The following is a 24,518-nucleotide window of genomic DNA, read 5'->3' as shown; positions in this document are numbered from 1 at the left end:
CTTTTCTTTGGCTCGAATTCATGACTGGCATCTCATCACGCAAAGCCTTAAGACGTCGCACCTGGGCGCTGTTCACGTTCTTCTTTTTACCAGGATTATTAATGGCCTCCTGGGCAACGCGTACCCCTGCCATCAGAGATATCCTCTCAATCTCTACCGCCGAAATGGGCGCGGTGCTGTTTGGACTCTCTATTGGTTCGATGAGTGGCATTCTTTGTTCGGCCTGGCTGGTGAAACGATTTGGCACGCGCAAAGTGATCCGCACTACCATGTCATGTGCGGTCATTGGGATGGCTATCCTCAGCGTGGCGCTCTGGCTGCATTCCGCCTGGCTTTTCGCATTTGGTCTGGCCGTGTTTGGCGCCAGTTTTGGCGCAGCAGAAGTGGCCATCAACGTCGAAGGTGCGGCGGTTGAACGCGAAATGAATAAAACCGTGCTGCCGATGATGCATGGTTTTTACAGCCTGGGTACGCTGGCGGGCGCAGGAGTCGGGATGATGCTTACCGCCTTCAGCGTCCCGGCAAACGCGCATATTCTGCTGGCGGCGCTGGTAGCTATCACTCCTATCTTTATCGCCATCAAAGCAATTCCTGACGGCACGGGTAAAAATGCCGCTGATGGTTCTCCCTCCGGTGAAAAAGGACTGCCTTTTTATCGCGATATCCAGTTATTGCTGATTGGCGTCGTGGTGCTCGCAATGGCATTTGCTGAAGGTTCCGCCAACGACTGGCTTCCGCTGCTGATGGTGGACGGTCATGGGTTTAGCCCAACATCAGGCTCTCTGATTTATGCCGGATTTACGCTGGGCATGACCGTTGGCCGCTTTACTGGCGGCTGGTTCATCGACCGCTACAGCCGCGTAACGGTGGTGCGCGCCAGTGCGCTGATGGGCGCTCTCGGGATTAGCCTGATTATTTTTGTCGACAGCTCTTGGGTGGCGGGTGTTTCCGTTATTTTGTGGGGACTCGGTGCATCACTCGGCTTCCCGCTGACCATTTCAGCCGCCAGCGACACCGGCCCTGATGCACCAACCCGCGTCAGCGTTGTCGCAACAACCGGCTATCTGGCGTTCCTGGTTGGACCGCCGCTGCTGGGCTACCTGGGTGAACACTACGGCCTGCGCAGCGCGATGCTGGTGGTGCTGGCGCTGGTGCTTGTCGCCGCCATCATCGCGAAAGCGGTGGCGAAACCGGATCTCAAAAATACCACGGTGATGGAGAACAGCTAATGAGCATCAAATTAATTGCGGTCGACATGGACGGCACATTTTTAAGTGACCAAAAAACCTATAACCGTGAGCGCTTTATGGCGCAATACCGCCAGATGAAAGAACAAGGGATCCGCTTTGTGGTCGCCAGCGGCAACCAATATTATCAGTTAATTTCCTTTTTCCCCGAACTGGCCAGTGAGATCTCATTTGTTGCCGAAAACGGCGGTTGGGTAGTCAGTGAAGGTGAAGATGTTTTTAACGGCGAACTGGCAAAGGATGATTTCCAGGCCATCGTTGAACATCTGCTGACCCGTACGGACATTGATATTATTGCCTGTGGTAAAAGCAGCGCCTACACGCTGAAGCAGTACAGCGATGAACATAAAGCTGTTTCCGCCATGTATTATCATCGTCTCGAATTTGTAGATAATTTTGACAATCTTAACGACGTTTTCTTCAAGTTCGGGCTGAATATTTCCGACGACAGAATCCCACAGGTGCAGGCCGATCTCCACGAGGCGATTGGCGACATTATGGTGCCGGTGCATACCGGCTACGGGAGCATCGATTTAATTATTCCTGGCGTGCATAAGGCAAATGGTCTGCGGTTGCTGCAACAACGCTGGAATATTAACGACGATGAGGTTGTTGTGTTTGGCGATGGTGGAAATGATATTGAAATGCTGCGCCAGGCGGAATTTAGTTTTGCAATGGCCAACGCCCATGAGCCGGTTATCAAGGCGGCGAAATATCGCGCGGGATCGAACAACGAAGAGGGCGTCCTGGATATTATCGACCGCGTGTTAAAGAATGAAGCACCGTTTACGCATTAACGCCTCAGCACAGACGGCAACAAAATGATGGCATGATCTATTCATAATCCGCCTCAAATTAACCCACTGGATTATTACTTCCAGTGAATATTTCAGGTGAGCGGATTATGAAGACAAGTGTACTGATGGCGACATTGTTGCTGGGTTTTGCAGGGTCAGTATTTGCACAAAGCGTTACCGTTGATGTACCAAGCGGTTATAAAGTGGTGATCGTGCCCTCTTCCGTCAGCGTGCCGCAGGCGGTCAACGTGACTACCGCGCCACAAACGGTGTATGTTGCCCCGGCTCCTGCCCCGGCTCCTGTTTATCGCGCACATCCTTATGCGCGACATGTTGCCAGCGTCGGTGAAGGCATGATCATCGAACATCAGATTGACGATCACCACTAAGTTTCTGCTAGGCCCGGGCTACCGGGCTTTAGCCTTCCCGGGAATCCCCTACCCGTTTATCTTTCAGGAAGATCACCATAAGAATCAGCCACAGCACCCCGCTGGCCAGATTGAACAAGCTGAACAAGCCGTTGCCTCCCAGCAGATAAGCGTGTTTACTCAGCTCGATACCAACGGTAAAAATCAGCATCTGCAACATACCCATTGCGGCAGAAACCGTACCTTTACTCATTTCACTGGCAAACAGCGTCAGGCGCACCAGCCCCGCATTCGCCACGCCAATGCCAAACGCATAGATACTCAAACCCGCCGTCATCCATAGATATGCATGAGATGACACCACCGTGGCCGCAGCGGCAATAATCAGGCCAACGGCAATTGGCCAGCCGCCCATGATAATCAGCGAACGCACGGTTTTTCGCGAAGTCAGACGCGCCAGCACCAGGTTACCGGCAATCAGCGCACCAAAAATCGGCACCTGCAACAGGCCATATTCGTAACTACTGAGATGTTCTCCGCTAATGATAATAATCGGAGATTGCGCAATCCACGCCAGTAACGGCAGGCTGACAAAACCCAACGCCAGTGCGCCTGCAACGAAACGCACGTTCCTTAGCACCAACTTATAATCCTTGCCCAGCTCTTTAATGGACAGCTTTTCACCCAGCCTGGTTGCCGTTTCCGGCATCGCGCGTTGCAGACCAAAAAAGGAGATGGCCGCCAGAGCAGCAAACAGGATAAACATCCCTTCCCACGGCAGAACATGTACCCAGGCTGCGCCTACCAACGGACCCAGCAGCGGCGCAATCAGCGCCACGTTTGCCATCAGCGCGGTAATTTTTATGCAGACCGCTTCTTCAAAGGATTCCTGAATGGCGGCGTAACCCACCGCACCAATAAAGCACAGGCTTATCCCCTGCAAAAAACGCAGGAAAGTAAATTGCTCAATATTCTGTGCAAGCAGGGTCGCAAGGCAGGTCACGATGAACCAGAGCACGCCGGTTAACATCACCGGACGACGCCCAACACGATCCGATAGCGGTCCTAACAACCACTGTAAAAACATGCCGCCAGCCAGATAGGCGGTCATGGATGTGGGTACCCAATCTAATCCGGCATTGTATTGCTCCACCACCGCCAACATTCCAGGCTGGATCATATCGTTGCCGATATAAGTAGAGAATTCGTAAAGCACCAGACAGAGAGGGAAAAGTAATGCCTGACGCCCCAAACGGGCGCCTGAAGATAAACGGTTCTGCATGCAGTCTCTTAGCTATAGAAAAATCGCGCAAAGTGTAATAAATGCGCCGTACTGGTGATAGTGAATTATGTGATTTGAAAGCAAAATGCGCACATTTTTACATTCATTTGCTCAAGAAGATTTTGCTTTAAGGTTAATTTAAGTTGAGACCGCTATCATGCTCAATAAGTCTCATTAATTGTCTTAAAAATAGTCATTTAGCAGACAAATAAGACAAGACCGCTTTTTATCCCGTGAAAGCAATTTTATGCTCTCGCTCCCATGGGCCTTTTTAACGATTACACTGAGTCTGGACGTTATGCTGGAAAATCTGAACAACTCACTTTTTTACCTGATCAATGCAACACCCGACTCTGCGCAATGGGCAATTTCGCTCGCCATTTTCATTGCCAAAGATCTGATCAGCATTGTGCCGCTGTTAGCCGTTGTGCTCTGGCTTTGGGGACCGCGTGGTCAGGTTACGCTCCAGCGCCAGTTGGTCATCAAAATGGCCATTGCGTTGACAGTTGGTCTGACGATTTCCTGGCTGATGGGACATCTGTTCCCTCACGATCGCCCGTTTGTAAACCACATCGGTTACAACTTCCTGCATCATGCGGCAGATGATTCTTTCCCGAGTGACCACGGTACGGTTATCTTTACCTTTGCACTGGCCTTCCTGTTCTGGCATCGCCTGTGGACGGGCGCTCTGCTGATGGTCGTTGCCGTGGCGATTGCCTGGTCGCGGGTTTACCTTGGCGTACACTGGCCGCTGGATATGCTGGGCGGATTACTGGCTGGGTTGATCGGCTGTCTGAGCGCCCAGATGATCTGGCAGCGCTTTGGCGCGACCCTGTACCTCGGCTTGCAAACTTGCTATCGCGCCTGCTTCGCCCTCCCCATCCGTAAAGGTTGGGTACGTGACTAACCCACGGTAAAAAGAGTAGTATTAAGCGCGAAACTGAGCACTTATTCTATTCTCCAGGGGAACTATGGAAACTCGACGCGACGAGCGTATTGGTCAATTACTGCAGGCGCTGAAACGCAGCGATAAATTACACCTCAAAGAAGCCGCAACGTTGCTGGGCGTATCTGAGATGACCATTCGTCGCGACCTGAATAATCATGATGCTCCCGTCGTGCTGCTCGGGGGCTATATTGTTCTGGAACCCCGCAGCGCTAACCATTATTTAATCAGCGATCAAAAATCCCGTCTGGTTGATGAAAAACGTCGCGCCGCCCAGCTGGCGGCGAGTCTCGTGCAGGCACATCAGACCATCTTTTTCGATTGCGGTACTACCACACCGTGGATCATTGAAGCGATCGACAATGAACTGCCCTTCACCGCAATCTGCTACTCGTTGAATACGTTTCTGGTGCTGCAGGAAAAACCGCAGTGCCGCGTCATTCTGTGTGGTGGCGAATTCCATGCCAGTAACGCGATTTTTAAACCGCTCGACTTCCAGGAAACGCTGAACAATCTGTGTCCGGATATCGCCTTTTATTCCGCGGCAGGCGTTCATATCGAGAAAGGCGCGACCTGTTTTAATCTGGAAGAACTGCCGGTGAAGCACTGGGCAATGTCGATGGCGCAGCATCACGTTTTGGTGGTCGATCACAGCAAGTTTGGCAAGGTGCGGCCTGCGAGGATGGGGGAATTAAAACGCTTTGATACCATCATCAGTGATAACCGCCCTGACGATGAGTTTGTTGAGTACGCTAAAGCGCAACGTATCACGCTGAAGTATTAAGAGATACTGCCGGACGGCGATTGCGCCATCCGGCATAGGTAAGGTTAAGAGAACCAACCACCAAACCACTGGTGGAATTTCATCATCACAAAGTCCCACATGCGGCTAAAGAAACCACCCTCTTGCACATCCTCCATCACCATCAACGGACGTTGCTCAATGGATTTTCCGTTCAACTGAAAGTCGATAGTGCCCACAACCTGACCTTTCTTCAGCGGTGCTGTTAGCTGTGGTTCAGTCAGGGTAAAGCTGGCCTTCAGGTTTTTGAGCTGGCCACGCGGGATGGTCACAGAACCACCTTCTCCGGCACCCAAATTCACTTCACTCTTATCGCCAAACCATACGCGCTGAGTAACGAAAGTCGCATCCGGCTTGATCGGCGTAACGGTTTCAAAGAAGCGGAAGCCCCAGGTCAGCAGCTTTTCTGACTCATTAAAACGAATACGATCGGTTTTCGCCCCCAGCACCACGGAGATCAGGCGCATATCGCCCTGGGTCGCGGAAGCCACCAGGTTGTATCCCGCCCCGGCAGTGGTCCCGGTTTTCATACCATCCACGTTCAGGTTGGTGCTCCACAACAGACGGTTGCGGTTCGGTTGACGAATTTTATTGAAGGTAAATTCTTTCTCTTTGTGAATAGCATACTCTTCCGGCACATCGTGAATTAACGCCTTCCCGAGCAGCGCCATATCACGTGCGGTACTGAACTGTCCTGCCGCATCCAGACCGTGCACCGTCTGGAAAGTAGTGTTGGTCAGCCCCAGTTTTTTCGCATAGCCGTTCATCAGACCAATAAAGGATTCCTGGCTGCCGGCAACGTAATCAGCGAGTGCAATACAGGCATCGTTACCTGACTGAATGATAACGCCTTTATTCAGATCTGACACCGCAACCTGATCGCCGGGCTTGAGGAACATGACCGACGAACCGCGCAGGGCTGGGTTACCGGTCGCCCAGGCGTCTTTGCCCACGGTGACCATGTCGTTGAGGTTAATTTTTCCGGCCTTCAGCGCCTGCCCAACCACATAGCTGGTCATGATTTTGGTCAGACTGGCAGGATCCAGTTTCTCATCAGCATTACCTTCCGCCAGCACCTTGCCACTGGCGTAATCCATCAGAATCCACGCGCGCGCGTCCACGCTCGGCGGGGCCGTCGGTTGCTCCGCCGCCTGTACGGTCGGCGCCAAAAGGATTAAGAGTGCAGAACCTGCAGCAAAGCTGCGAAGTGAAGAGAAGTATTGCGTCATAAATGCCACCCGAGTATCCATTCCAAAAAACCACGTCATACCACACCGTGTTTACACAAAACCGGCCAAGCGACCTCGACCAACCCATGCAGAAAAAGTCTGATGGATGACGTGTAAAATAAGTGCGGTGAGTAATAACGCACTAACGAGCTTAAAGAAACCGTAAGTTGGTAAAGTTTTTAAAGTTTATGCAATAACGCCGCGCTGCGCTGCTCCTGGCACGATTTTTTTAGACTTTGTTGCGTAAATATTAGGTTTACCCCACCATGTGAGCTAGTCAGATGGCATCTGCAGCCATAAAGCTGCTCAATTAATTTGCGGGGTTACTATGATTACACTGTGGGGTCGCAATAACTCGACCAACGTAAAAAAAGTATTGTGGACGCTCGAGGAACTGGAACTGCCGTATAACCAAATTCTGGCGGGCGGACAGCATGGCGGTAACCGCGATGCCGACTATCTGGCACTAAACCCGAACGGACTGGTCCCGTTGCTACGCGATGATGAAACGGACGTTGTTCTGTGGGAATCCAATACCATTGTCCGCTATCTGGCCGCTCAGTACGGACAAAAACGTTTGTGGATTGACGCTCCGGCCGCGCGCGCCGTCGGCGAAAAATGGATGGACTGGGCAAATCAGACGCTAAGCCCTGCGCATCGGGTTATCTTATTTGGCCTGGTCAGAACACCTGCCGATCAGCGCGATCTAGCGGCCATTGAGGCCAGTAAGCAAGTTTGCGATAACCTGTTTGCCATTCTGGATAACGCGCTGGCAGACCAGTTATGGTTCTCCGGGGCTGAATTTGGCACTGCCGATATCGCTGTGGCACCGTTTATCTATAACCTGTTCAACGTTGGCCTGAGCTGGACCCCGCGCCCGCATCTGGAACGCTGGTATCAACAACTGACCGAGCGCCCGGCGTTTCAAAAAATCGTGATGATCCCGGTTAGCTAAACAAATCAGGGACTCACTTTTAGTAATTCCCCGTCGGACTCGTCGGTTAACACGTACATATAACCGTCTGGTCCGACGCGCACATCTCGGATCCGTTGCCCCCTTTCCTGCAACAGACGACCATCCTCAGTGACCGTATTCCCTTTAACGCTCAGTACGATCACTTCTTTATCTTTCAACGCGCCGATGAACAACTTCTGCCGCCACTGTGGAAAGGTATCGCTATTATAAAAAGCCATTCCGCTGACCGCTGGCGACTTTTCCCAGTAAAAGATGGGTTGTTCCGTGCCAGCAACAATTTGACCTTTTGCTTCGGGAATTTTCAAACCACTGTAGTTAACACCCCAGGTCGCGACAGGCCAACCGTAGTTTTTCCCTTTCTCGGGGATATTAATTTCATCGCCTCCGCGTGGACCATGCTCATTGAGCCACAACACATCACTCCACGGATTCATCGCCATACCCTGCGGGTTGCGGATGCCATACGACCAAATCTCTGCCCGCGCTCCCGCCATGTTCACAAACGGGTTATCCGGTGGAATTTTGCCCTCATCGGTCAGCCGTACGACCTTGCCCTGCAGCTTATCCAGATCCTGGGCGGTAGCGCGTTGATTATTCTCCCCCAGGCCAATAAACAGATAGCCGTTGCCATCAAATACCAGACGTCCACCAAAATGGTTTCCGGTAGAGAGCTTTGGCTGTTGGCGAAAAACGGTCTGAAATCCTTGCAGGTGTTTGAGATCGTCACTCAATCGCCCGTAGCCTACCGCGGTGCCCGCTTTGCCTTCGCGGTCGGCTTCAGCGAAGCTTAGCCACACCCGACGGGATCGTTCAAAGTCCGGAGCTAACACCACATCAAGCAATCCGCCCTGACCATTCGCCCAGACTTTTGGTACGCCGGTTAGCGGGTCGGAAAGCCCTTTATCAGGCTGCCAGAGTCGAAGCTGCCCACCTTTGAGCGTAATGAGCATACCGCGGTTATCGGGTAAAAAAGCCAGTGACCATGGGTGATCGAGTTTGGTTTGCAGCACTTCCACTTTTACCGCGACGGCATAAGAGGAAAATAGCGCAAGTGGGATAGCACAGAGAAAGAGTCGACGCATAACACCTCCTTAATGGCTCTGCATAAAGCGTAGCCAGCAAGGGGAATCACCCCGTCATAATTACATAATCTTAACGAAAAGGGGGAGCGCCCTCCCCCTGATTCAGACGTGTTCCAGCGTTGGGTAAGATTGCAAACTCTGGATACTCAGCGTCAGCGTTGTCAGGCAGTTTTCCAGTTTCTCTGCGTTAACGGCGATAAACGTTGGACAATCATGGTGTCCACTCATAAGACAAACAGCGGCGGCGGCTAACGCCCCTTCAGCACGATGAAGGGCATTCCACTCTTCCTGATCAAGATGCATACCGTGAAGCTGTGATTGTTCGTGCAATTCGCGATTCAGTGCAAAAAAATTATCACGCAGACGATCGCTCTCGCTGACTGACATGTAGCCTTTCGCTTTTCTCAACAGCAGATAAGCGGCAAGTTCGATACGGGCGTTTATCAATTTGTTGAGAAGATCGGTTCTCAGTCTGTCAACAACCATACTTTGTTCCTCCTCTTTCCAACTATGGTGCAACTTAATAGTATGGTTGTTTTTTGAACAAAGTCGTGTCCAGGATCAATCCATCACTTAAAATTAACATAATTTACAAATAATCTTTAATTCCGCGCCCGGCAGGCCGCTGATGGTATGAGATTGCGATACAATTTTTGTTCAGAACTCTGTAGAATCCCTGCCCTGAATATTCCAATAACTGAACACTTTTTACGCTATGAGCAATGTAACCCACCAGCCGAAAATCGGCTTTGTCTCCCTCGGCTGCCCGAAAAACCTCGTCGATTCTGAGCGCATCCTGACCGAACTTCGTACCGAAGGCTATGATGTCGTGCCAAGCTACGACGACGCGGATATGGTTATCGTTAATACCTGCGGCTTTATCGACAGTGCGGTTCAGGAATCCCTGGAAGCAATCGGCGAAGCGCTGAACGAAAACGGCAAGGTGATCGTCACCGGTTGTCTGGGCGCGAAAGTCGATCAAATCCGTGAAGTCCACCCGAAGGTGCTGGAAATCACCGGGCCGCATAGCTACGAGCAGGTTCTGGAGCACGTTCATCATTACGTACCCAAACCAAAGCATAATCCGTTCCTGAGCCTGGTTCCTGAGCAGGGTGTCAAGCTGACTCCGCGCCACTACGCCTATCTGAAGATTTCTGAAGGCTGTAACCACCGCTGTACGTTCTGCATTATTCCATCCATGCGCGGCGATCTGGTGAGCCGTCCGATTGGCGACGTCCTCAGCGAAGCCAAACGTCTGGTCGATGCGGGCGTGAAAGAGATTCTGGTAATCTCTCAGGATACCTCTGCGTACGGTGTGGATGTGAAGCATCGTACCGGTTTCCATAACGGCGAGCCGGTCAAAACCAGCATGGTTGATCTGTGCGAACAGTTATCAAAACTGGGGATCTGGACGCGCCTGCATTACGTCTACCCCTACCCGCACGTTGATGACGTGATCCCGCTGATGGCAGAAGGGAAAATCCTGCCGTATCTGGACATCCCGTTACAGCATGCCAGCCCGCGTATTCTTAAACTGATGAAACGCCCAGGCTCCGTAGACAGACAGCTGGCGCGCATCAAGCAGTGGCGTGAAATCTGCCCTGAACTGACGCTGCGCTCCACCTTCATTGTTGGTTTCCCGGGTGAAACGGAAGAAGACTTCCAGATGTTGCTCGACTTCCTGAAGGAAGCACGTCTGGATCGCGTGGGCTGCTTTAAATACAGCCCGGTAGAAGGCGCTGGTGCTAATGACCTGCCGGATCAAATCCCGGAAGAGGTGAAAGAAGAACGCTGGAACCGCTTTATGCAATTGCAACAGCAGATCTCTGCTGAACGTTTGCAAGAGAAAGTGGGCCGCGAGATTCTGGTTATCGTTGATGAAGTTGACGAAGAAGGCGCAATTGGTCGTAGCATGGCTGATGCTCCGGAAATCGACGGCGCGGTATACCTGAATGGTGAAACCAAGGTGAAACCTGGTGATATCATCCGCGTGAAGGTCGAAAACGCAGATGAATACGATCTGTGGGGTTCACGCGTTTAATAAGCGTAACTCAACCGTAGGCCGGATAAGCGTTACGTCTTATCCGGCCTGTAATTTATCCTTTTATCTTCGGGTCCAGCGCGTCGCGCAGACCATCTCCCAGTAAGTTAAACGCCAGCACCGTCAGGAATATCGCTACCGCCGGGAAAATCGCCACGTGCGGCGCGATCACCATGTCAGCACGCGCTTCATTAAGCATTGCCCCCCACTCCGGCGTCGGCGGCTGTGCGCCTAATCCCAGAAATGACAGGCTCGCGGCAGAGATGATCGACGTGCCAATTCGCATGGTAAAAAAGACCACGATCGATGAAACCGTACCCGGCAGGATATGGTTAAAAATGATAGTCGTATCGCTGGCACCAATACTGCGCGCAGACTCAATAAACGTCTGTTGCTTCAGCACCAGTGTATTTCCGCGCACCAGGCGCGCGAAAGCAGGAATGGAGAAAATGGCCACGGCGATAATCACGTTCGCAATGCCGCTGCCCAGCACGGCGACCACGGCTATCGCCAGCAGAATGCCGGGAAAGGCGAACAGCACATCGCAGATACGCATAATCAGCCGATCCCACCAACCTTCGTAGTATCCCGCCAGCAGACCCAGCACTGTGCCAATCGCCGCGCCAATAAACACGGCAAAGACTCCTGCCGCCAGCGAGATTTGGGCGCCAACCAGCACGCGGCTAAAGATATCTCGTCCCAGAGAATCGACACCAAACCAGTGCAGCATCGACGGCCCATCATTCAAACGGTCATAATCGAAGTAATTTTCGGCATCAAATGGCGTCAACCAGCGAGCAAAAATCGCCACCATGATCAGGAGCAATACAAACAGCCCAGCGAACATCGCCATGTGCTGTCGACGAAAACGACGCCAGAACTCATGCCACGGTGTGCGTATCTGCTCTGGCTTAACAAGGGGCATTGCATTCAAAATCGCCTGTCGGCGCCAGTTAAAAAATCGCATCCTTACTTGTACCTGATAGCCGGATTAATGGCGGCGTAAAGCACATCCACCACTAAGTTGATAAGAATAAACTCCAGAGAAAACAACAGTACCTCGGCCTGAATCACCGGGTAGTCGCGCATTTCGACGGAGTCCACCAGCAGTCGCCCAAGCCCAGGCCAGTTGAACACCTTCTCAACCACGATTGATCCACCAAGCAAAAAGCCAAACTGTAGTCCCATCATGGTGACCACCGGGATCATCGCGTTACGCAGACCATGTTTTAACACCACCCAGGTCTCACTCACCCCTTTAGCCCGCGCGGTGCGCATATAGTCTTCGCTGAGCACATCGACGAACGAGGCGCGGGTAAACCGGGCCAGCACCGCAGCCACCGCCGCGCCCAGAGTAATAGACGGGAGGATATAGTGCAGCCAGGTGTCAGCGCCAACGGTTGGCAACCAGCCAAGCTCAACGGAGAATATCTGCATGAGCAGCATGCCAAGCGCAAACGCCGGGAACGAGATCCCGGTGACCGCCAGCGTCATACTCAACCTGTCCGGCCAGCGATTGCGCCATACGGCTGCAATGATCCCCGCCGTCATACCAAATAACACAGCCCATGCCATACTCGCAATTGTCAGCCATAACGACGGCATAAAACGGCTGGCTATCTCTTCGGAAACCGGGCGACGAGAAACCATCGACGTGCCAAAATCGCCTTGCAACACGTTGGTCATGTAATGCCAGAACTGAATATGCAGCGGTTGGTCCAGACCCAGCTGCTTGCGTACCAGTTCAATCACCTCGGCGTCAGCTTCCGGTCCGGCAATCAGTCGGGCCGGATCGCCGGGTAGCAGGTGAACAAATAAAAACACCAGCACCGCAACAATCAATAGCGTTGGGATCAACCCCAGCAGGCGCTTGAAAACATAGTTAAGCATCACGCTCCCTTCGCCGGCCCCTGGTTAACGGGGCCGAATGAATAGCTTATTTTAAATCCGCATCATCAAAGCTAAATCCGGTGTCCGGCATAATCCAGAACCCGGTCAATCTGGTGCTGTGCGCCGAAATCAGTTTTTCCACTACCAGTGGGATCCACGGCGACTCTTTCCAGATAATATCCTGCGCATCCTTGTACAGCTTCGCTTTCTGCGCTGGATCGTTAGTTTGCAACGCTGCCGCTAAATCACTGTCCACCTGCTTATTGCTATAGAACGCCGTATTAAACAGCGTTGGCGGCCAGTTTTGTGATGCAAATAGCGGTGACAGCGCCCAGTCAGCTTCCCCCGTAGAGGCAGACCAGCCGGTGTAGAACATCCGCACCCCGCTCTCTTTCTGCGCTTTACCCTCTACTTCCGCCGCGCGCTGGCCGGCATCCATCGCTGTTACCTGAGCCTTAACTCCCACCTGCGCCAACTGCTGCTGGGTAAATTGCAGCACTTTCTGCGCGGTACTGTGATTATGCGAAGACCATAGCGTGGTGGTAAAACCGTTCGGATAACCTGCTTCTTTCAGCAGTTCGCGCGCTTTCGCCGGGTCGTATGGCCATGGCGTATAGCTTTGCGCGTAAGCTATCGATGGAGGAAGAACGCCCGTTGCTGGCGTGGCATAACCCGCAAACGCCACTTTCACCAGCGCCTGACGGTTGATGGCATAATTCAACGCCTCGCGCACCTTCGGATTATCGAACGGTTTTTGTGTGACGTTCATGCTGATATAACGCTGCATAATAGACGGACTGGCCACCAGTTCCAGGTTTTTATTCTTCGCCAGTAACGCAGCCTGCTCGTAAGGGATCGGGAAGGCAAACTGCGCTTCCCCGGTCTGCAGCATGGCCGCACGCGTGTTGTTGTCGGTCACCGGACGCCAGGTAATCGTATCCAGCTTTGGCAGCCCTTGCTGCCAGTAACCCGCGAACTTCTTAACCTTCACAAAATCTGTCTGATTCCAGGTATCAAGCTGGTACGGCCCGGTCCCCACAGGGTGGAAACCGATCTCCTTACCGTATTTCTCCAGCGCGGCGGGAGAAATCATTGCCGTTGCCGGATGTGCCAGAATATTGATAAAGGCAGAGAACGGCTGTTTCAGCGTAATATTCACCGTCGACGGATCGACGACTTCGGTTTTATCGATATTCTTATACAGGTTGTAGCGTTTCAGACGGTTTTCCGGATTGCTGGCGCGGTCGAGGTTGGCTTTAACCGCATCGGCGTTGAAGTCGGTGCCATCCTGAAATTTCACGCCCTGACGCAGCTTAAGAGTGTAAGTCAGGCCATCATCAGAAACCGTATAGCTCTCTGCCAGCACATTTTTCAGCTTCATCTCTTTATCAAGACCAAACAGTCCCTGATAAAACGACTTCGCTACCGCCTGCGACAACGTGTCATTCGCGTCATAGGGGTCAAGCGTGGTGAAATTGGATCCTACCGCCACCACCACGTCTTTGGCGGCCCAGCCAGGCGATGTGGCCAGCGCAGAGGCCACTCCCACAGCAACCAGCCATTTCCGAGCAACAATTTTTGTCATGTTATTCTCCTTAAACCCTGCCTGCCTGTTATAAACGCGAAAGCGCATTTTCTGGTTGCCCACGCGCAACATAATGCCCCGGGCCAACTAACTGTAACGACACGGGGGAAATCTCTTCGCCGCGCTTGCGGATATTGCTGGGGATATCATCCGACAACAGCACACGCTGTGGTCGGTGATGCGATGGATCGGCAACTGGTACTGCCGCCATCAGTTTGCGCGTATACGGATGTTGCGGATTTTCAAACACCGCGCGTCGGGGGCCAATCTCAACGATTTGCCCGAGATACATCACCGCCACACGGTGACTGATCCGTTCCACCACCGCCATATCGTGGGAAATAAACAGGTATGCAATTCCCATTTCCCGCTGCAGGTCGAGCAACAGGTTGATAATTTGCCCACGAATTGAAACATCCAGCGCCGAGACAGATTCATCGGCAATAATCACTTTGGGATTGAGTGCCAATGCCCGTGCAATACAGATACGCTGACGCTGACCGCCGGAAAACTCGTGCGGATAGCGCCAGGCATGCTCAGGCAGCAATCCTACGCGTTCCAGCAGCCATGCAACTCGTTTTGACCCCGCATCCCCCTGCAATAACCCATGCACCCGTAGCGGCTCCAGAATGGAATATCCCACCGTCTGACGTGGATCGAGCGAGGCATACGGATCCTGGAAGATAAACTGAATATCCCGACGCAGCGGCTGCAACTTGCTGGCAGCAAGGGTATCAATACGCTGTCCGTTGGAAATGATTTCCCCACGCTGAGACTCAACCAGGCGCAACAGCGCCCGCCCGGTGGTGGATTTCCCACAGCCCGACTCCCCCACCAGCGATAGCGTTTCTCCCGGCCACAGGTCAAAGCTGACGTTTTCCACTGCATGCACCTCGCGAGTTACGCGATTTAGAATGCCGCTACGCAGAGGAAAACGCGTCACCAGGTTACGTACCTGCAAAATTGGCTCGCCTTCAACCACGGTATCCTGTTCGGTCTGTGGCTCTACATGACTGGGATCGTGTAATGAAATAAGCGGGAAACGGCGCGGAAGTTCATGCCCGTTCATTGCCCCAAGCTGCGGCACGGCTGCCAGCAGCGCTTTAGTATAAGGATGCTGGGGAGCGTGAAAAATCTGCTCAACGCTGCCGGTTTCTACCGCCTCGCCCTGATACATCACCAGCACGCGGTCGGCAATATCCGCCACAACGCCCATATCGTGGGTAATAAAGATCACTCCCATCGACATATCCTGCTGCAACACTTTTATCAGTTGCAGGATCTGCGCCTGAATGGTGACATCCAGCGCGGTTGTCGGCTCATCAGCAATTAAAACCGCAGGGCGACACGACAGTGCCATGGCGATCATCACCCGCTGGCGCATACCGCCGGAAAGCTGGTGTGGATAACGCGATAAAATCGCCTTCGCCTCGGGGATACGCACCTGATCGAGCATTCGCTTCGCTTCTACCATCGCCTCTTCGTGACTGGCACCCTGGTGCAAGCGGATAGACTCGGCAATTTGCTCGCCCACGGTAAACACCGGATTAAGCGATGTCATAGGCTCCTGGAAGATCATCGCGATATCCGCACCGCGCACGTGACGCATTTGTGATGCGCTCTGTTCACCCAGCTCAATAACCTGTCGATTACGGCGTCGGAGGAGCATTTCATCGCAGCTCACCTCGCCGCCGGACTGTTCAATCAGACGCATCAGCGACAAGGCGGTCACCGACTTACCAGAACCAGACTCGCCGACTATCGCTAGCGTTTCGCCACGCTTCAGGCGAAATGACAGATTGCGCACTGCGCTGACACGCTGCTGCTCCTGTTCAAAGGCAATATTCAGATTGCTGACTGCCAGCACATCGCTGGCATCAAGCTCATCACTGTGTGGCAACGCTATCTCCTTTTTCCCGATAAATACCGGTGGTTGGCGTATCACCTGCGTATCCCCAGGCGCGGTACATGCCTTCGCTGTTAAACGGCAAAGCGACATTGCCCTCATGATCGATAGCAATTAAACCGCCGCTGCCGCCAAGCGCCGGTAATTTTTCCATCACTACGCGTTCACACGCTTCGGATAAACTCAGACCGCCGTAGTCCATCAACGCCGCAATGTCATAGGCCGCCAAAGCACGAATAAAGACTTCTCCGGTTCCGGTGCAGGAGACTGCCACACTTGCATTATTGGCATAACAGCCTGCGCCAACCAACGGACTGTCACCCACCCGCCCCGGTAATTTATTGGTCATCCCGCCGGTCGATGTTGCTGCCGCCAGATTGCCAAACATATCTAACGCGACCGCACCCACGGTACCCATTTTGTTGTTTTCATCCAGCGGGCTCGCGCTATGGTCCAGCACCGTTTCACCCGCTGTTCGCGCCGCCAGAAGTTGAGCGTAGCGTTCTGGCGTCGAGAAAATATCCGCTGATACGCGCTCCATACCCTGCGCAATGGCAAAGTTTTCAGCCCCTTCACCTATCATCATGACGTGTGGGCTGTGTTCCATTACCAGCCGTGCCGCGAGAATCGGGTTTCGCAGATGGCTTACCCCGGCGACGGCGCCTGCGTTCAGCGTATTACCGTCCATCACACAGGCGTCCAGCTCATGGGTTTCATCACGGGTATACACCGCGCCAATTCCGGCATTAAACAATGGACACTCTTCCAGCAGGCGCACGGCCTCGGTAACGACATCCAGTGCGCTACGACCGTCTTCAAGCATCCGCTGGCCGGTTTCAACGATATCCGACAGCGCCTGTATATAACGCAACTCTTGCTCCTGGCTCAGCTGCGAACGGGTAATAGCCCCTGCGCCGCCGTGAATTGCAATGACTGCTTTACCCATTTTTTTCGTCCATTAGGTGGCAGGTACCGGGGTTATAAATATCAGAATTTCTGTGACTTATTGATTCGATTTTTGAATATAGAAAGATGCAGACGTCATGTAAAGGTTAAGGCCCGTACCTCACCCCCCATCCCATCAGGTTATTTAGATGAGTTAATCAGAAAGGGGATCTTCCAACATCGTTGAATATATTATTCAAGCCGATCGGCAATCTGTTTTTTTGCATAAAACACAAAGTGTTCAACAGACGGCATAGACGCAGCCCAGTTCTTTTTGGTTAACCCCAGGTATTCCGCACGCGCGGCTTGCAGCGTGTCAGCATACTCAACGGGTAATTGCGGTATAAGCCAGGCGGCGGCTTCATCTTTAGCGACAATATTGCCCGTAACCAGGCTGTACCAAATACGCGCCAGAGTAAGGATGATATTTCGCTCGTCACCCTCTAAATCGCCCGTTTTCTGCCACATATCAAGAATATGCCGAAATGTTTGCACGACATCGCTAAAAGGAATGACGTTGAATAACGTCTCAGCGGCTTCACCGAACAACGCTACGCTGGCGCGCCTGGCCTGGGTCAGCAGGATGGAAAGATCAGGATCCACCTGTGTCGGTTCAACAATTCCCGCGCGAATATCGTCACGCAACCATTCGCCAAATTGCATTTCTCTTGACGGTGGGAATTGCCAGGGTACAAGTTGTGAATAGATCACGATGGTCACTTCCAGCGCCCGATATCTATCAACGCTACCAGGCGGGGCTGATATTTCCAGAAAACCCTGCATCAGATCTTTTCTTTGCCGGGTATTAAGTGGCTGCCTAATGGTAACCAGTAAATCGATATCGCTTTGGGGCTTTAAGCCACCTTCAACAGCAGAGCCATACAAATGAACAGCAACCAGGTCGCCCTCGATAATCCGCGCAATCAGTGCACTGGCGGCATTCACCTGTCGTCGAATTGAATCCGGGATAGTCGCAGACATTTAGCCTCCTGGAGAAAAAGCAGAAATCATGAGTCTATACTGCATTTTTCCTGTAGTGCTAATCTCTGGCAGAAAACCTGTATCAGATCTGATCCTAAGCCTGAGGTAGCATACTGTCCGCGTCCATTTTCTGACATAATGAGCGGATTCGATTTTGCCCCGCAGGAGTCTTCTCATGGAATTTACCGCCGGACTGATGCCGCTTGAAACGGCTCTTTCTCAGATGCTTTCGCGTATTACCCCACTCACCGCCGTCGAAACGCTGCCGCTGGTTCAATGCTTTGGCCGCATTCTGGCCACCGACGTCGTCTCCCCGATTGATGTGCCGGGATTCGATAACTCGGCAATGGATGGCTATGCGGTGCGATTAGCCGATTTACAATCAGACCAGCCTCTTGCGGTGGCTGGCAAAGCCTTTGCTGGACAGCCATTTCACGGCGAGTGGCCTGCGGGAACCTGCATCCGTATTATGACCGGAGCCCCGGTGCCTGCCGGTTGTGAAGCCGTGGTAATGCAGGAGCAAACGGAACAAACTGACGACGGTGTGCGTTTTACCTCCGACGTCCGCAGCGGACAAAATATTCGTCTGCGCGGTGAAGATATTGCAAACGGCGCGGTGGTATTCCCCACAGGAACTCGTCTGACAACCGCCGAGCTTCCCGTGCTGGCTTCGCTCGGTATTGCCGAGGTCCCCGTTGTGCGTAAAGTCCGCGTGGCGTTGTTCTCCACCGGTGATGAGCTGCAATTGCCGGGTCAGCCGCTGGGTGACGGGCAGATTTATGACACAAACCGTCTGACCGTTCACCTGATGCTGCAGCAGTTGGGCTGCGAGGTGATCAACTTAGGGATTATTCGCGACAATCCCAACGCGCTGCGGGCCGCATTTATCGAAGCCGACAGCCAGGCCGACGTTGTCATCAGCTCTGGTGGCGTTTCGGTAGGCGAAGCGGATTACACCAAAACCATTCTGGAAGAGCTGGGAGAAATTGCCTTCTGGAAGCTGGCTATCAAACCCGGTAAACCGTTCGCCTTTGGTAAACTGAGCAACAGCTGGTTTTGCGGCCTGCCGGGTAACCCGGTGTCTGCTGCCCTCACCTTTTATCAACTGGTACAACCGCTGCTGGCGAAACTCAGCGGCAACACCGCCTGTGGGTTGCCTCCGCGCCAGCGCGTGCGCACCGCTTCACGCCTGAAGAAAACGCCAGGGCGTCTGGATTTTCAGCGTGGTGTATTGCAGCGTACCGCGGAAGGCGAACTGGAAGTCACTACCACCGGGCACCAGGGCTCGCATATTTTTAGCTCCTTTAGCCAGGGCAATTGCTTTATTGTGCTGGAGCGCGATCGCGGTAACGTTGAGGTCGGAGAATGGGTTGAAGTTGAGCCATTTAACGCACTGTTTGGAGGTCTGTAATGGCAGAACTCAGCGACCAGGAGATGATGCGCTATAACCGGCAAATCATTCTGCGCGGCTTCGATTTCGAAGGTCAGGAAGCGCTCAAAGATGCGCGGGTACTGGTCGTTGGTCTGGGGGGACTGGGATGTGCTGCAACCCAGTACCTTGCTGGTGCTGGCGTCGGGCATTTAACCCTGCTCGACTTTGACACGGTCTCCGTGTCGAACCTCCAACGCCAGACGCTGCACAGCGATGCAACCGTAGGGCAACCAAAAGTGATATCCGCTCGTGACGCGCTAACGCGGATTAACCCTTATATCGCCATTACGCCGGTGAATGCGCTGCTGGACGATAGCGAGATTCACGCGCTTATTGCCGAACACGATTTGGTGCTGGACTGTACGGATAACGTCAGCATCCGCAATCAGCTGAATGCCGGATGCTTTGCCGCCAGAGTTCCGCTGGTTTCCGGTGCAGCAATTCGCATGGAAGGGCAAATTACCGTCTTTACGTATCAGGAAGGCGAGCCCTGCTACCGTTGCCTGAGCCGTTTGTTCGGTGAAAACGCCCTGACCTGCGTAGAAGCCGGAGTGATGGCCCCGCTGATCGGCGTGATCGGCTCGTTACAGGCGATGGAAGCCATTAAGCTGCTGGCAAACTACGGTAAACCGGCATCCGGAAAAATCGTCATGTACGATGCCATGACCTGCCAGTTTCGCGAAATGAAGCTGATGCGTAATCCGGGGTGCGAGGTTTGTAGTCGGTAAAAAAGTCGGGTGGCGGCTTCGCCTTACCCGACCTACAACGGCTCGAACGTAGGCCGGGCAAGCGTTAGCGCCACCCGGCAACAGCATCAGATCGACGTGCGACCGAATGCGCTCTGCCAGTCGTGCTCAAACTTCGCGACGGCAGCATCAACTGCCGGAGAGCTAATCATCTGCTGAGCAACGTCCAGCGGTAGCGTGATGGACTCGCAGCCTGCCAGCAGGCAATCCAGCGCCTGACGCGGCGTTTTAAAACTGGCTGCCAGTACTTTGGCGTGCGGGGCATGCATTTTCAGTAACGTCTGCAGGTCGGTCACCGTCTGAATGCCATCCCCTCCTTGCACATCCACGCGGTTAACGTATGGCGCAACGTATTCCGCACCTGCCAGTGCAGCCAATAACCCTTGAGCTGCACCGTATACCGCAGTACCCAACGTCGGGATCCCTTCTTCTTTCAGCAATTTTATAGCCGCCAGACCTTCTGCTGTTACCGGCACTTTGACCACGATATCAGCAATGATTGCCCGCAGCTTACGCGCATCGCTAACCATCCCTTCGGCGGTGGTCGCCATCACCTGAGCAAACAGACGGCCTTGTCCTCCCATCGCTTCCTGCAGTTGCGGCAGTAGTACTTCCAGCGTCTGATTCCCCGCCGCCACAATACTCGGGTTAGTGGTCACCCCTGCCAGCGGGAAAATGCGCGCCAGAGCTTTTACCGCATCAACGTCAGACGTATCTAAATAGAGTTCCATAACCTTTCCTCAAACGAATAATTAGCATGAATAAAAGGTAGCACGGCGAAACCTCACGGTTAGTTGACGCATGTCAATATAACTTTCATTCGAAAGTAATTTAATCTTTATACGAAAGAAAAGAGGTCGCTTATGATTTTCAATATCCAGCGCTATTCCACGCATGATGGTCCCGGGATCCGTACTGTGGTGTTCCTTAAGGGATGCTCCCTGGGCTGTCGGTGGTGCCAGAATCCGGAAAGTCGCGCCCGTACGCAGGATCTGCTCTATGACGCACGCCTGTGCCTTGATGGTTGCGATCTTTGTGCTCAGGCAGCACCCGCAGTAATTGAGCGGGCACTAAGCGGGTTGCTGATTCATCGCGAAAAACTGACCGATGACGATCTGACGGCGCTGACCCACTGCTGTCCAACGCAGGCGCTAACCGTCTGTGGAGAGGTAAAAAGCGTGGACGAAATCATGGCGACCGTATTGCGTGATAAACCGTTTTACGATCGCAGCGGAGGGGGCCTCACCCTGTCCGGTGGCGAACCGTTTATGCAGCCAGAGCTGGCGGCTTCTTTGCTCAAAGCCAGCCACGACGCAGGCATTCATACCGCAGTGGAAACCTGCCTGCATGTCCCGTGGAAGTATATTGAACCATCATTACCTGACGTCGATCTGTTTCTGGCCGATCTAAAACACGTGGCGGATGCGCCGTTTAAACAGTGGACCGATGGCAGCGCCTCTCGTGTGCTGGAAAATCTAAAAAAACTGGCCGCAGCTGGTAAAAAAATGATTATCCGCGTACCGCTGATCCAGGGATTCAACGCTGAAGAAGCCGCCATCCAGGCCATTACCGATTTTGCTGCCGACGAGCTTCACGTCGGGGAGATTCATTTTTTGCCCTACCACACCCTTGGTATCAACAAATACCACTTACTCAGTCAACCCTACAACGCACCGGATAAACCGCTTGATGCGCCTGCACTGCTCGAATTTGCCCAGCAGTATGCCAGCCTTAAAGGTTTAACCGCGACCCTACGAGGATAATCGCCATGACCACTCTGAAACTGGACACACTCAGCGATCGTATCAAAGCGCATAAAACAGCCCTGATCCATATCGTGAAACCGCCGGTTTGTACCGAGCGCGCCCAGCACTATACCGAGATGTATCAGCAACACCTGGATAAGCCGATCCCGGTACGCCGCGCGCTGGCACTGGCCCATCATCTGGCGGAACGCACCATCTGGATCAAGCATGACGAACTGATTATCGGTAACCAGGCAAGCGAAGTGCGCGCCGCGCCGATCTTCCCGGAATACACCGTCTCCTGGATTGAAAAAGAGATCGACGACCTCGCCGACAGACCGGGCGCAGGCTTTGCGGTAAGCGAAGAGAATAAACGCGTATTACACGAGGTGTGTCCGTGGTGGCGTGGTCAGACCGTGCAGGATCGCTGCTACGGGATGTTCACTGACGAGCAGAAAGGGTTGCTGGAAACCGGCATTATCAAAGCCGAAGGTAATATGACCTCCGGCGACGCACACCTGGCGGTGAACTTCCCGCTACTACTGGAAAAAGGTCTCGACGGCCTGCGCCACAAAGTCGATGAACGTCGCTCCCGCATCAATCTGACGTGTCTGGACGATCTCCACGGCGATCAGTTCCTGAAAGCGATTGATATCGTGCTAGAAGCCGTCACTTTACACATTGAGCGCTTTGCCGCGCTGGCGCGTAAAATGGCATCCACAGAAACGCGCACCAGCCGTCGTGATGAACTGCTGACCATGGCGGAAAACTGTGATGTGATTGCCCATGAGCCACCAAAAACATTCTGGCAGGCGTTGCAGTTATGCTATTTCATCCAGTTGATTCTGCAAATTGAATCTAACGGTCACTCAGTATCGTTTGGCCGTATGGATCAGTACCTCTACCCGTTCTACCGTCGTGACGTAGAACTGAATCAGAGCCTCGATCGTGAGCACGCCATTGAGCTGTTGCACAGCTGCTGGCTGAAACTGCTGGAAGTGAACAAAATCCGTTCCGGCTCCCATTCGAAAGCCTCAGCGGGCAGCCCGCTCTATCAGAACGTAACCATAGGTGGCCAGAACCTGGTCAGCGGTCAGGCGATGGATGCCGTCAACCCGCTCTCCTACGCCATTCTGGAGTCCTGTGGCCGCCTGCGTTCTACTCAGCCAAACTTGAGCGTGCGTTATCACGCGGGGATGAGTAATGACTTCCTTGATGCCTGCGTGCAGGTGATCCGCTGCGGCTTCGGGATGCCAGCCTTTAACAACGATGAAATCGTCATTCCGGAATTCATTAAGCTGGGCATTGAACCGCAAGACGCCTATGACTATGCAGCGATTGGTTGCATCGAAACCGCCGTTGGCGGCAAATGGGGCTACCGCTGCACCGGCATGAGCTTTATTAACTTTGCCCGCGTGATGCTGGCGGCGCTGGAAGGCGGACGCGATGCCACCAGCGGCAAAGTCTTCCTGCCGCAGGAAAAAGCGCTCTCAGCTGGCAACTTCAACAATTTCGATGAAGTGATGGATGCCTGGGATACACAGATTCGCTACTACACGCGTAAATCCATTGAAATCGAGTATGTCGTTGACACCATGCTGGAAGAGAACGTACACGATATTCTGTGCTCCGCGCTGGTAGACGACTGTATCGAACGCGCGAAAAGCATTAAGCAAGGCGGCGCGAAGTATGACTGGGTATCAGGTTTGCAGGTGGGTATCGCCAACCTCGGCAACAGCCTGGCAGCAGTGAAGAAACTGGTCTTTGAACAGGGCGCTATCGGTCAACAACAACTGGCCGCCGCGCTGGCCGATGATTTTGACGGTCTGACCCATGAGCAGTTACGCCAACGGCTAATCAACGGCGCACCAAAATACGGCAACGATGACGATAGCGTTGATACGCTGCTGGCCCGCGCTTATCAGACTTATATCGATGAACTGAAACAGTATCATAATCCGCGTTACGGACGTGGCCCGGTTGGCGGCAATTACTACGCCGGGACCTCGTCTATTTCTGCAAACGTGCCGTTTGGCGCAGCAACGATGGCAACGCCGGATGGCCGTAAAGCACACACTCCACTGGCAGAAGGCGCAAGCCCGGCTTCCGGTACGGACCATCTCGGCCCAACTGCGGTAATTGGCTCGGTGGGTAAACTGCCGACCGGTTCGATTCTCGGTGGCGTGCTGTTAAATCAGAAGCTGAACCCGGCCACGCTGGAAAATGAGTCTGACAAACAAAAGCTGATGATTCTGCTGCGTACCTTCTTTGAAGAGCACAAAGGTTGGCATATTCAGTACAACATCGTTTCTCGTGAAACGCTGCTGGAAGCCAAAAAACACCCGGATCAGTACCGTGATCTGGTGGTGCGTGTAGCGGGTTATTCCGCCTTCTTCACCGCGCTGTCTCCGGATGCACAGGACGATATCATCGCGCGCACTGAACATATGCTGTAACCCTCCCGCCCGGTGGCGCTACGCTTACCGGGCTTACATACTCCCCTTTAGCCAGGTAAGGC

The 24,518-nt window shown here is 53.2% G+C and carries 22 protein-coding genes; 11 read left to right on the top strand and 11 right to left on the bottom strand.

What is annotated here, in order from left to right:
- The first annotated feature begins 20 nt into the window (after positions 1–20).
- The 3 genes from WC1_RS16390 to WC1_RS16400 all read left to right on the top strand — a co-directional run bounded on the left by WC1_RS16390 (position 21) and on the right by WC1_RS16400 (position 2,433).
- On the top strand, positions 21–1,229 hold the full coding sequence (locus WC1_RS16390; protein ID WP_032947928.1) for an MFS transporter: 1,209 nt from the start codon (positions 21–23) through the stop codon (positions 1,227–1,229).
- Complete coding sequence (locus WC1_RS16395; RefSeq protein ID WP_016149846.1) at positions 1,229–2,044, top strand: Cof-type HAD-IIB family hydrolase; 816 nt, start codon at positions 1,229–1,231, stop codon at positions 2,042–2,044. Before WC1_RS16390 ends, WC1_RS16395 begins: the two co-directional genes overlap by 1 nt.
- Positions 2,045–2,151: 107 nt before the next feature.
- Positions 2,152–2,433 (top strand): hypothetical protein, encoded by a 282-nt coding sequence (locus WC1_RS16400; RefSeq protein ID WP_016149845.1) that lies wholly within the window; start codon positions 2,152–2,154, stop codon positions 2,431–2,433.
- Positions 2,434–2,461: 28 nt separating this feature from the next.
- Here the strand turns inward: WC1_RS16400 and WC1_RS16405 are convergent, their stop codons facing one another.
- On the bottom strand, positions 2,462–3,694 hold the full coding sequence (locus WC1_RS16405; protein ID WP_003836956.1) for an MFS transporter: 1,233 nt from the start codon (positions 3,692–3,694) through the stop codon (positions 2,462–2,464).
- Positions 3,695–3,992: 298 nt separating this feature from the next.
- Here WC1_RS16405 and ybjG point away from each other — a divergent pair, with 298 nt between their 5' ends.
- Positions 3,993–4,601, top strand: coding sequence for an undecaprenyl-diphosphate phosphatase (gene ybjG / locus WC1_RS16410; protein ID WP_016149844.1), 609 nt, complete (start codon positions 3,993–3,995; stop codon positions 4,599–4,601).
- Positions 4,602–4,665: 64 nt separating this feature from the next.
- Complete coding sequence (gene deoR / locus WC1_RS16415) at positions 4,666–5,424, top strand: DNA-binding transcriptional repressor DeoR (RefSeq protein ID WP_003836960.1); 759 nt, start codon at positions 4,666–4,668, stop codon at positions 5,422–5,424.
- 44 nt (positions 5,425–5,468) lie between these two features.
- On the opposite strand, the gene dacC is transcribed toward deoR, so the two are convergent.
- Positions 5,469–6,671, bottom strand: a complete 1,203-nt coding sequence (gene dacC / locus WC1_RS16420; RefSeq protein WP_003035316.1) for a serine-type D-Ala-D-Ala carboxypeptidase — start codon at positions 6,669–6,671, stop codon at positions 5,469–5,471.
- Positions 6,672–6,999: 328 nt separating this feature from the next.
- Between dacC and WC1_RS16425 the strand changes: the two genes are divergently transcribed.
- Positions 7,000–7,626: a glutathione S-transferase family protein gene (locus WC1_RS16425; RefSeq protein WP_016149843.1), complete on the top strand. Its 627-nt coding sequence runs from the start codon at positions 7,000–7,002 to the stop codon at positions 7,624–7,626.
- A gap of 5 nt (positions 7,627–7,631) precedes the next feature.
- Here the strand turns inward: WC1_RS16425 and WC1_RS16430 are convergent, their stop codons facing one another.
- Together WC1_RS16430 and bssR are read right to left on the bottom strand one after the other, a co-directional pair.
- Positions 7,632–8,729 (bottom strand): PQQ-dependent sugar dehydrogenase, encoded by a 1,098-nt coding sequence (locus WC1_RS16430; protein WP_016149842.1) that lies wholly within the window; start codon positions 8,727–8,729, stop codon positions 7,632–7,634.
- Between the two features lie 102 nt (positions 8,730–8,831).
- On the bottom strand, positions 8,832–9,215 hold the full coding sequence (bssR, locus tag WC1_RS16435; RefSeq protein WP_003845496.1) for a biofilm formation regulator BssR: 384 nt from the start codon (positions 9,213–9,215) through the stop codon (positions 8,832–8,834).
- 229 nt (positions 9,216–9,444) lie between these two features.
- Here bssR and rimO point away from each other — a divergent pair, with 229 nt between their 5' ends.
- Positions 9,445–10,770 carry a 30S ribosomal protein S12 methylthiotransferase RimO gene (rimO, locus tag WC1_RS16440; protein ID WP_003035305.1) on the top strand — a complete coding sequence of 442 codons (1,326 nt, stop codon included), beginning with the start codon at positions 9,445–9,447 and terminating at the stop codon, positions 10,768–10,770.
- 55 nt (positions 10,771–10,825) lie between these two features.
- Here the strand turns inward: rimO and gsiD are convergent, their stop codons facing one another.
- From gsiD to WC1_RS16470, 6 genes are all read right to left on the bottom strand, one after another.
- A complete protein-coding gene (gene gsiD / locus WC1_RS16445) occupies positions 10,826–11,737 on the bottom strand; it encodes a glutathione ABC transporter permease GsiD (protein ID WP_003035302.1) in 912 nt (303 codons plus the stop codon).
- Positions 11,738–11,739: 2 nt separating this feature from the next.
- Positions 11,740–12,660, bottom strand: coding sequence for a glutathione ABC transporter permease GsiC (gsiC, locus tag WC1_RS16450; RefSeq protein ID WP_003836970.1), 921 nt, complete (start codon positions 12,658–12,660; stop codon positions 11,740–11,742).
- Between the two features lie 46 nt (positions 12,661–12,706).
- On the bottom strand, positions 12,707–14,245 hold the full coding sequence (gsiB, locus tag WC1_RS16455; protein ID WP_016149841.1) for a glutathione ABC transporter substrate-binding protein GsiB: 1,539 nt from the start codon (positions 14,243–14,245) through the stop codon (positions 12,707–12,709).
- A 28-nt stretch (positions 14,246–14,273) separates the two neighbouring features.
- On the bottom strand, positions 14,274–16,145 hold the full coding sequence (gene gsiA, locus WC1_RS16460; RefSeq protein WP_016149840.1) for a glutathione ABC transporter ATP-binding protein GsiA: 1,872 nt from the start codon (positions 16,143–16,145) through the stop codon (positions 14,274–14,276).
- A complete protein-coding gene (gene iaaA, locus WC1_RS16465) occupies positions 16,132–17,097 on the bottom strand; it encodes a beta-aspartyl-peptidase (protein ID WP_003836974.1) in 966 nt (321 codons plus the stop codon). Before iaaA ends, gsiA begins: the two co-directional genes overlap by 14 nt.
- Before the next feature lie 191 nt (positions 17,098–17,288).
- Positions 17,289–18,077 (bottom strand): aminoglycoside nucleotidyltransferase ANT9, encoded by a 789-nt coding sequence (locus WC1_RS16470; protein ID WP_016149839.1) that lies wholly within the window; start codon positions 18,075–18,077, stop codon positions 17,289–17,291.
- A gap of 175 nt (positions 18,078–18,252) precedes the next feature.
- Between WC1_RS16470 and moeA the strand changes: the two genes are divergently transcribed.
- Positions 18,253–19,488 (top strand): molybdopterin molybdotransferase MoeA, encoded by a 1,236-nt coding sequence (moeA, locus tag WC1_RS16475; RefSeq protein WP_003845452.1) that lies wholly within the window; start codon positions 18,253–18,255, stop codon positions 19,486–19,488.
- The gene (gene moeB, locus WC1_RS16480; protein WP_016149838.1) at positions 19,488–20,237 is read left to right on the top strand and encodes a molybdopterin-synthase adenylyltransferase MoeB; all 750 of its coding nucleotides are present in this window, start codon (positions 19,488–19,490) and stop codon (positions 20,235–20,237) included. Before moeA ends, moeB begins: the two co-directional genes overlap by 1 nt.
- 86 nt (positions 20,238–20,323) lie before the next feature.
- Here moeB and fsa read toward each other — a convergent pair whose 3' ends face one another.
- A complete protein-coding gene (fsa, locus tag WC1_RS16485; RefSeq protein ID WP_016149837.1) occupies positions 20,324–20,986 on the bottom strand; it encodes a fructose-6-phosphate aldolase in 663 nt (220 codons plus the stop codon).
- A 132-nt stretch (positions 20,987–21,118) separates the two neighbouring features.
- Here fsa and WC1_RS16490 point away from each other — a divergent pair, with 132 nt between their 5' ends.
- Together WC1_RS16490 and WC1_RS16495 are read left to right on the top strand one after the other, a co-directional pair.
- Positions 21,119–22,018 (top strand): glycyl-radical enzyme activating protein, encoded by a 900-nt coding sequence (locus tag WC1_RS16490; protein WP_016149836.1) that lies wholly within the window; start codon positions 21,119–21,121, stop codon positions 22,016–22,018.
- Positions 22,019–22,023: 5 nt separating this feature from the next.
- Entirely contained in the window at positions 22,024–24,456 is a 2,433-nt protein-coding gene (locus WC1_RS16495) for a glycyl radical protein (RefSeq protein ID WP_003035277.1), read from the top strand.
- Positions 24,457–24,518: the final 62 nt, after the last annotated feature.

Source organism: Citrobacter sp. KTE30 (genome assembly GCF_000398825.1).
Taxonomy (GTDB): Bacteria; Pseudomonadota; Gammaproteobacteria; order Enterobacterales; family Enterobacteriaceae; genus Citrobacter; species Citrobacter freundii.
The sequence above is the reverse complement of the archived record's forward strand: the minus strand, read 5'-3'. Positions and strand labels throughout refer to the sequence as shown.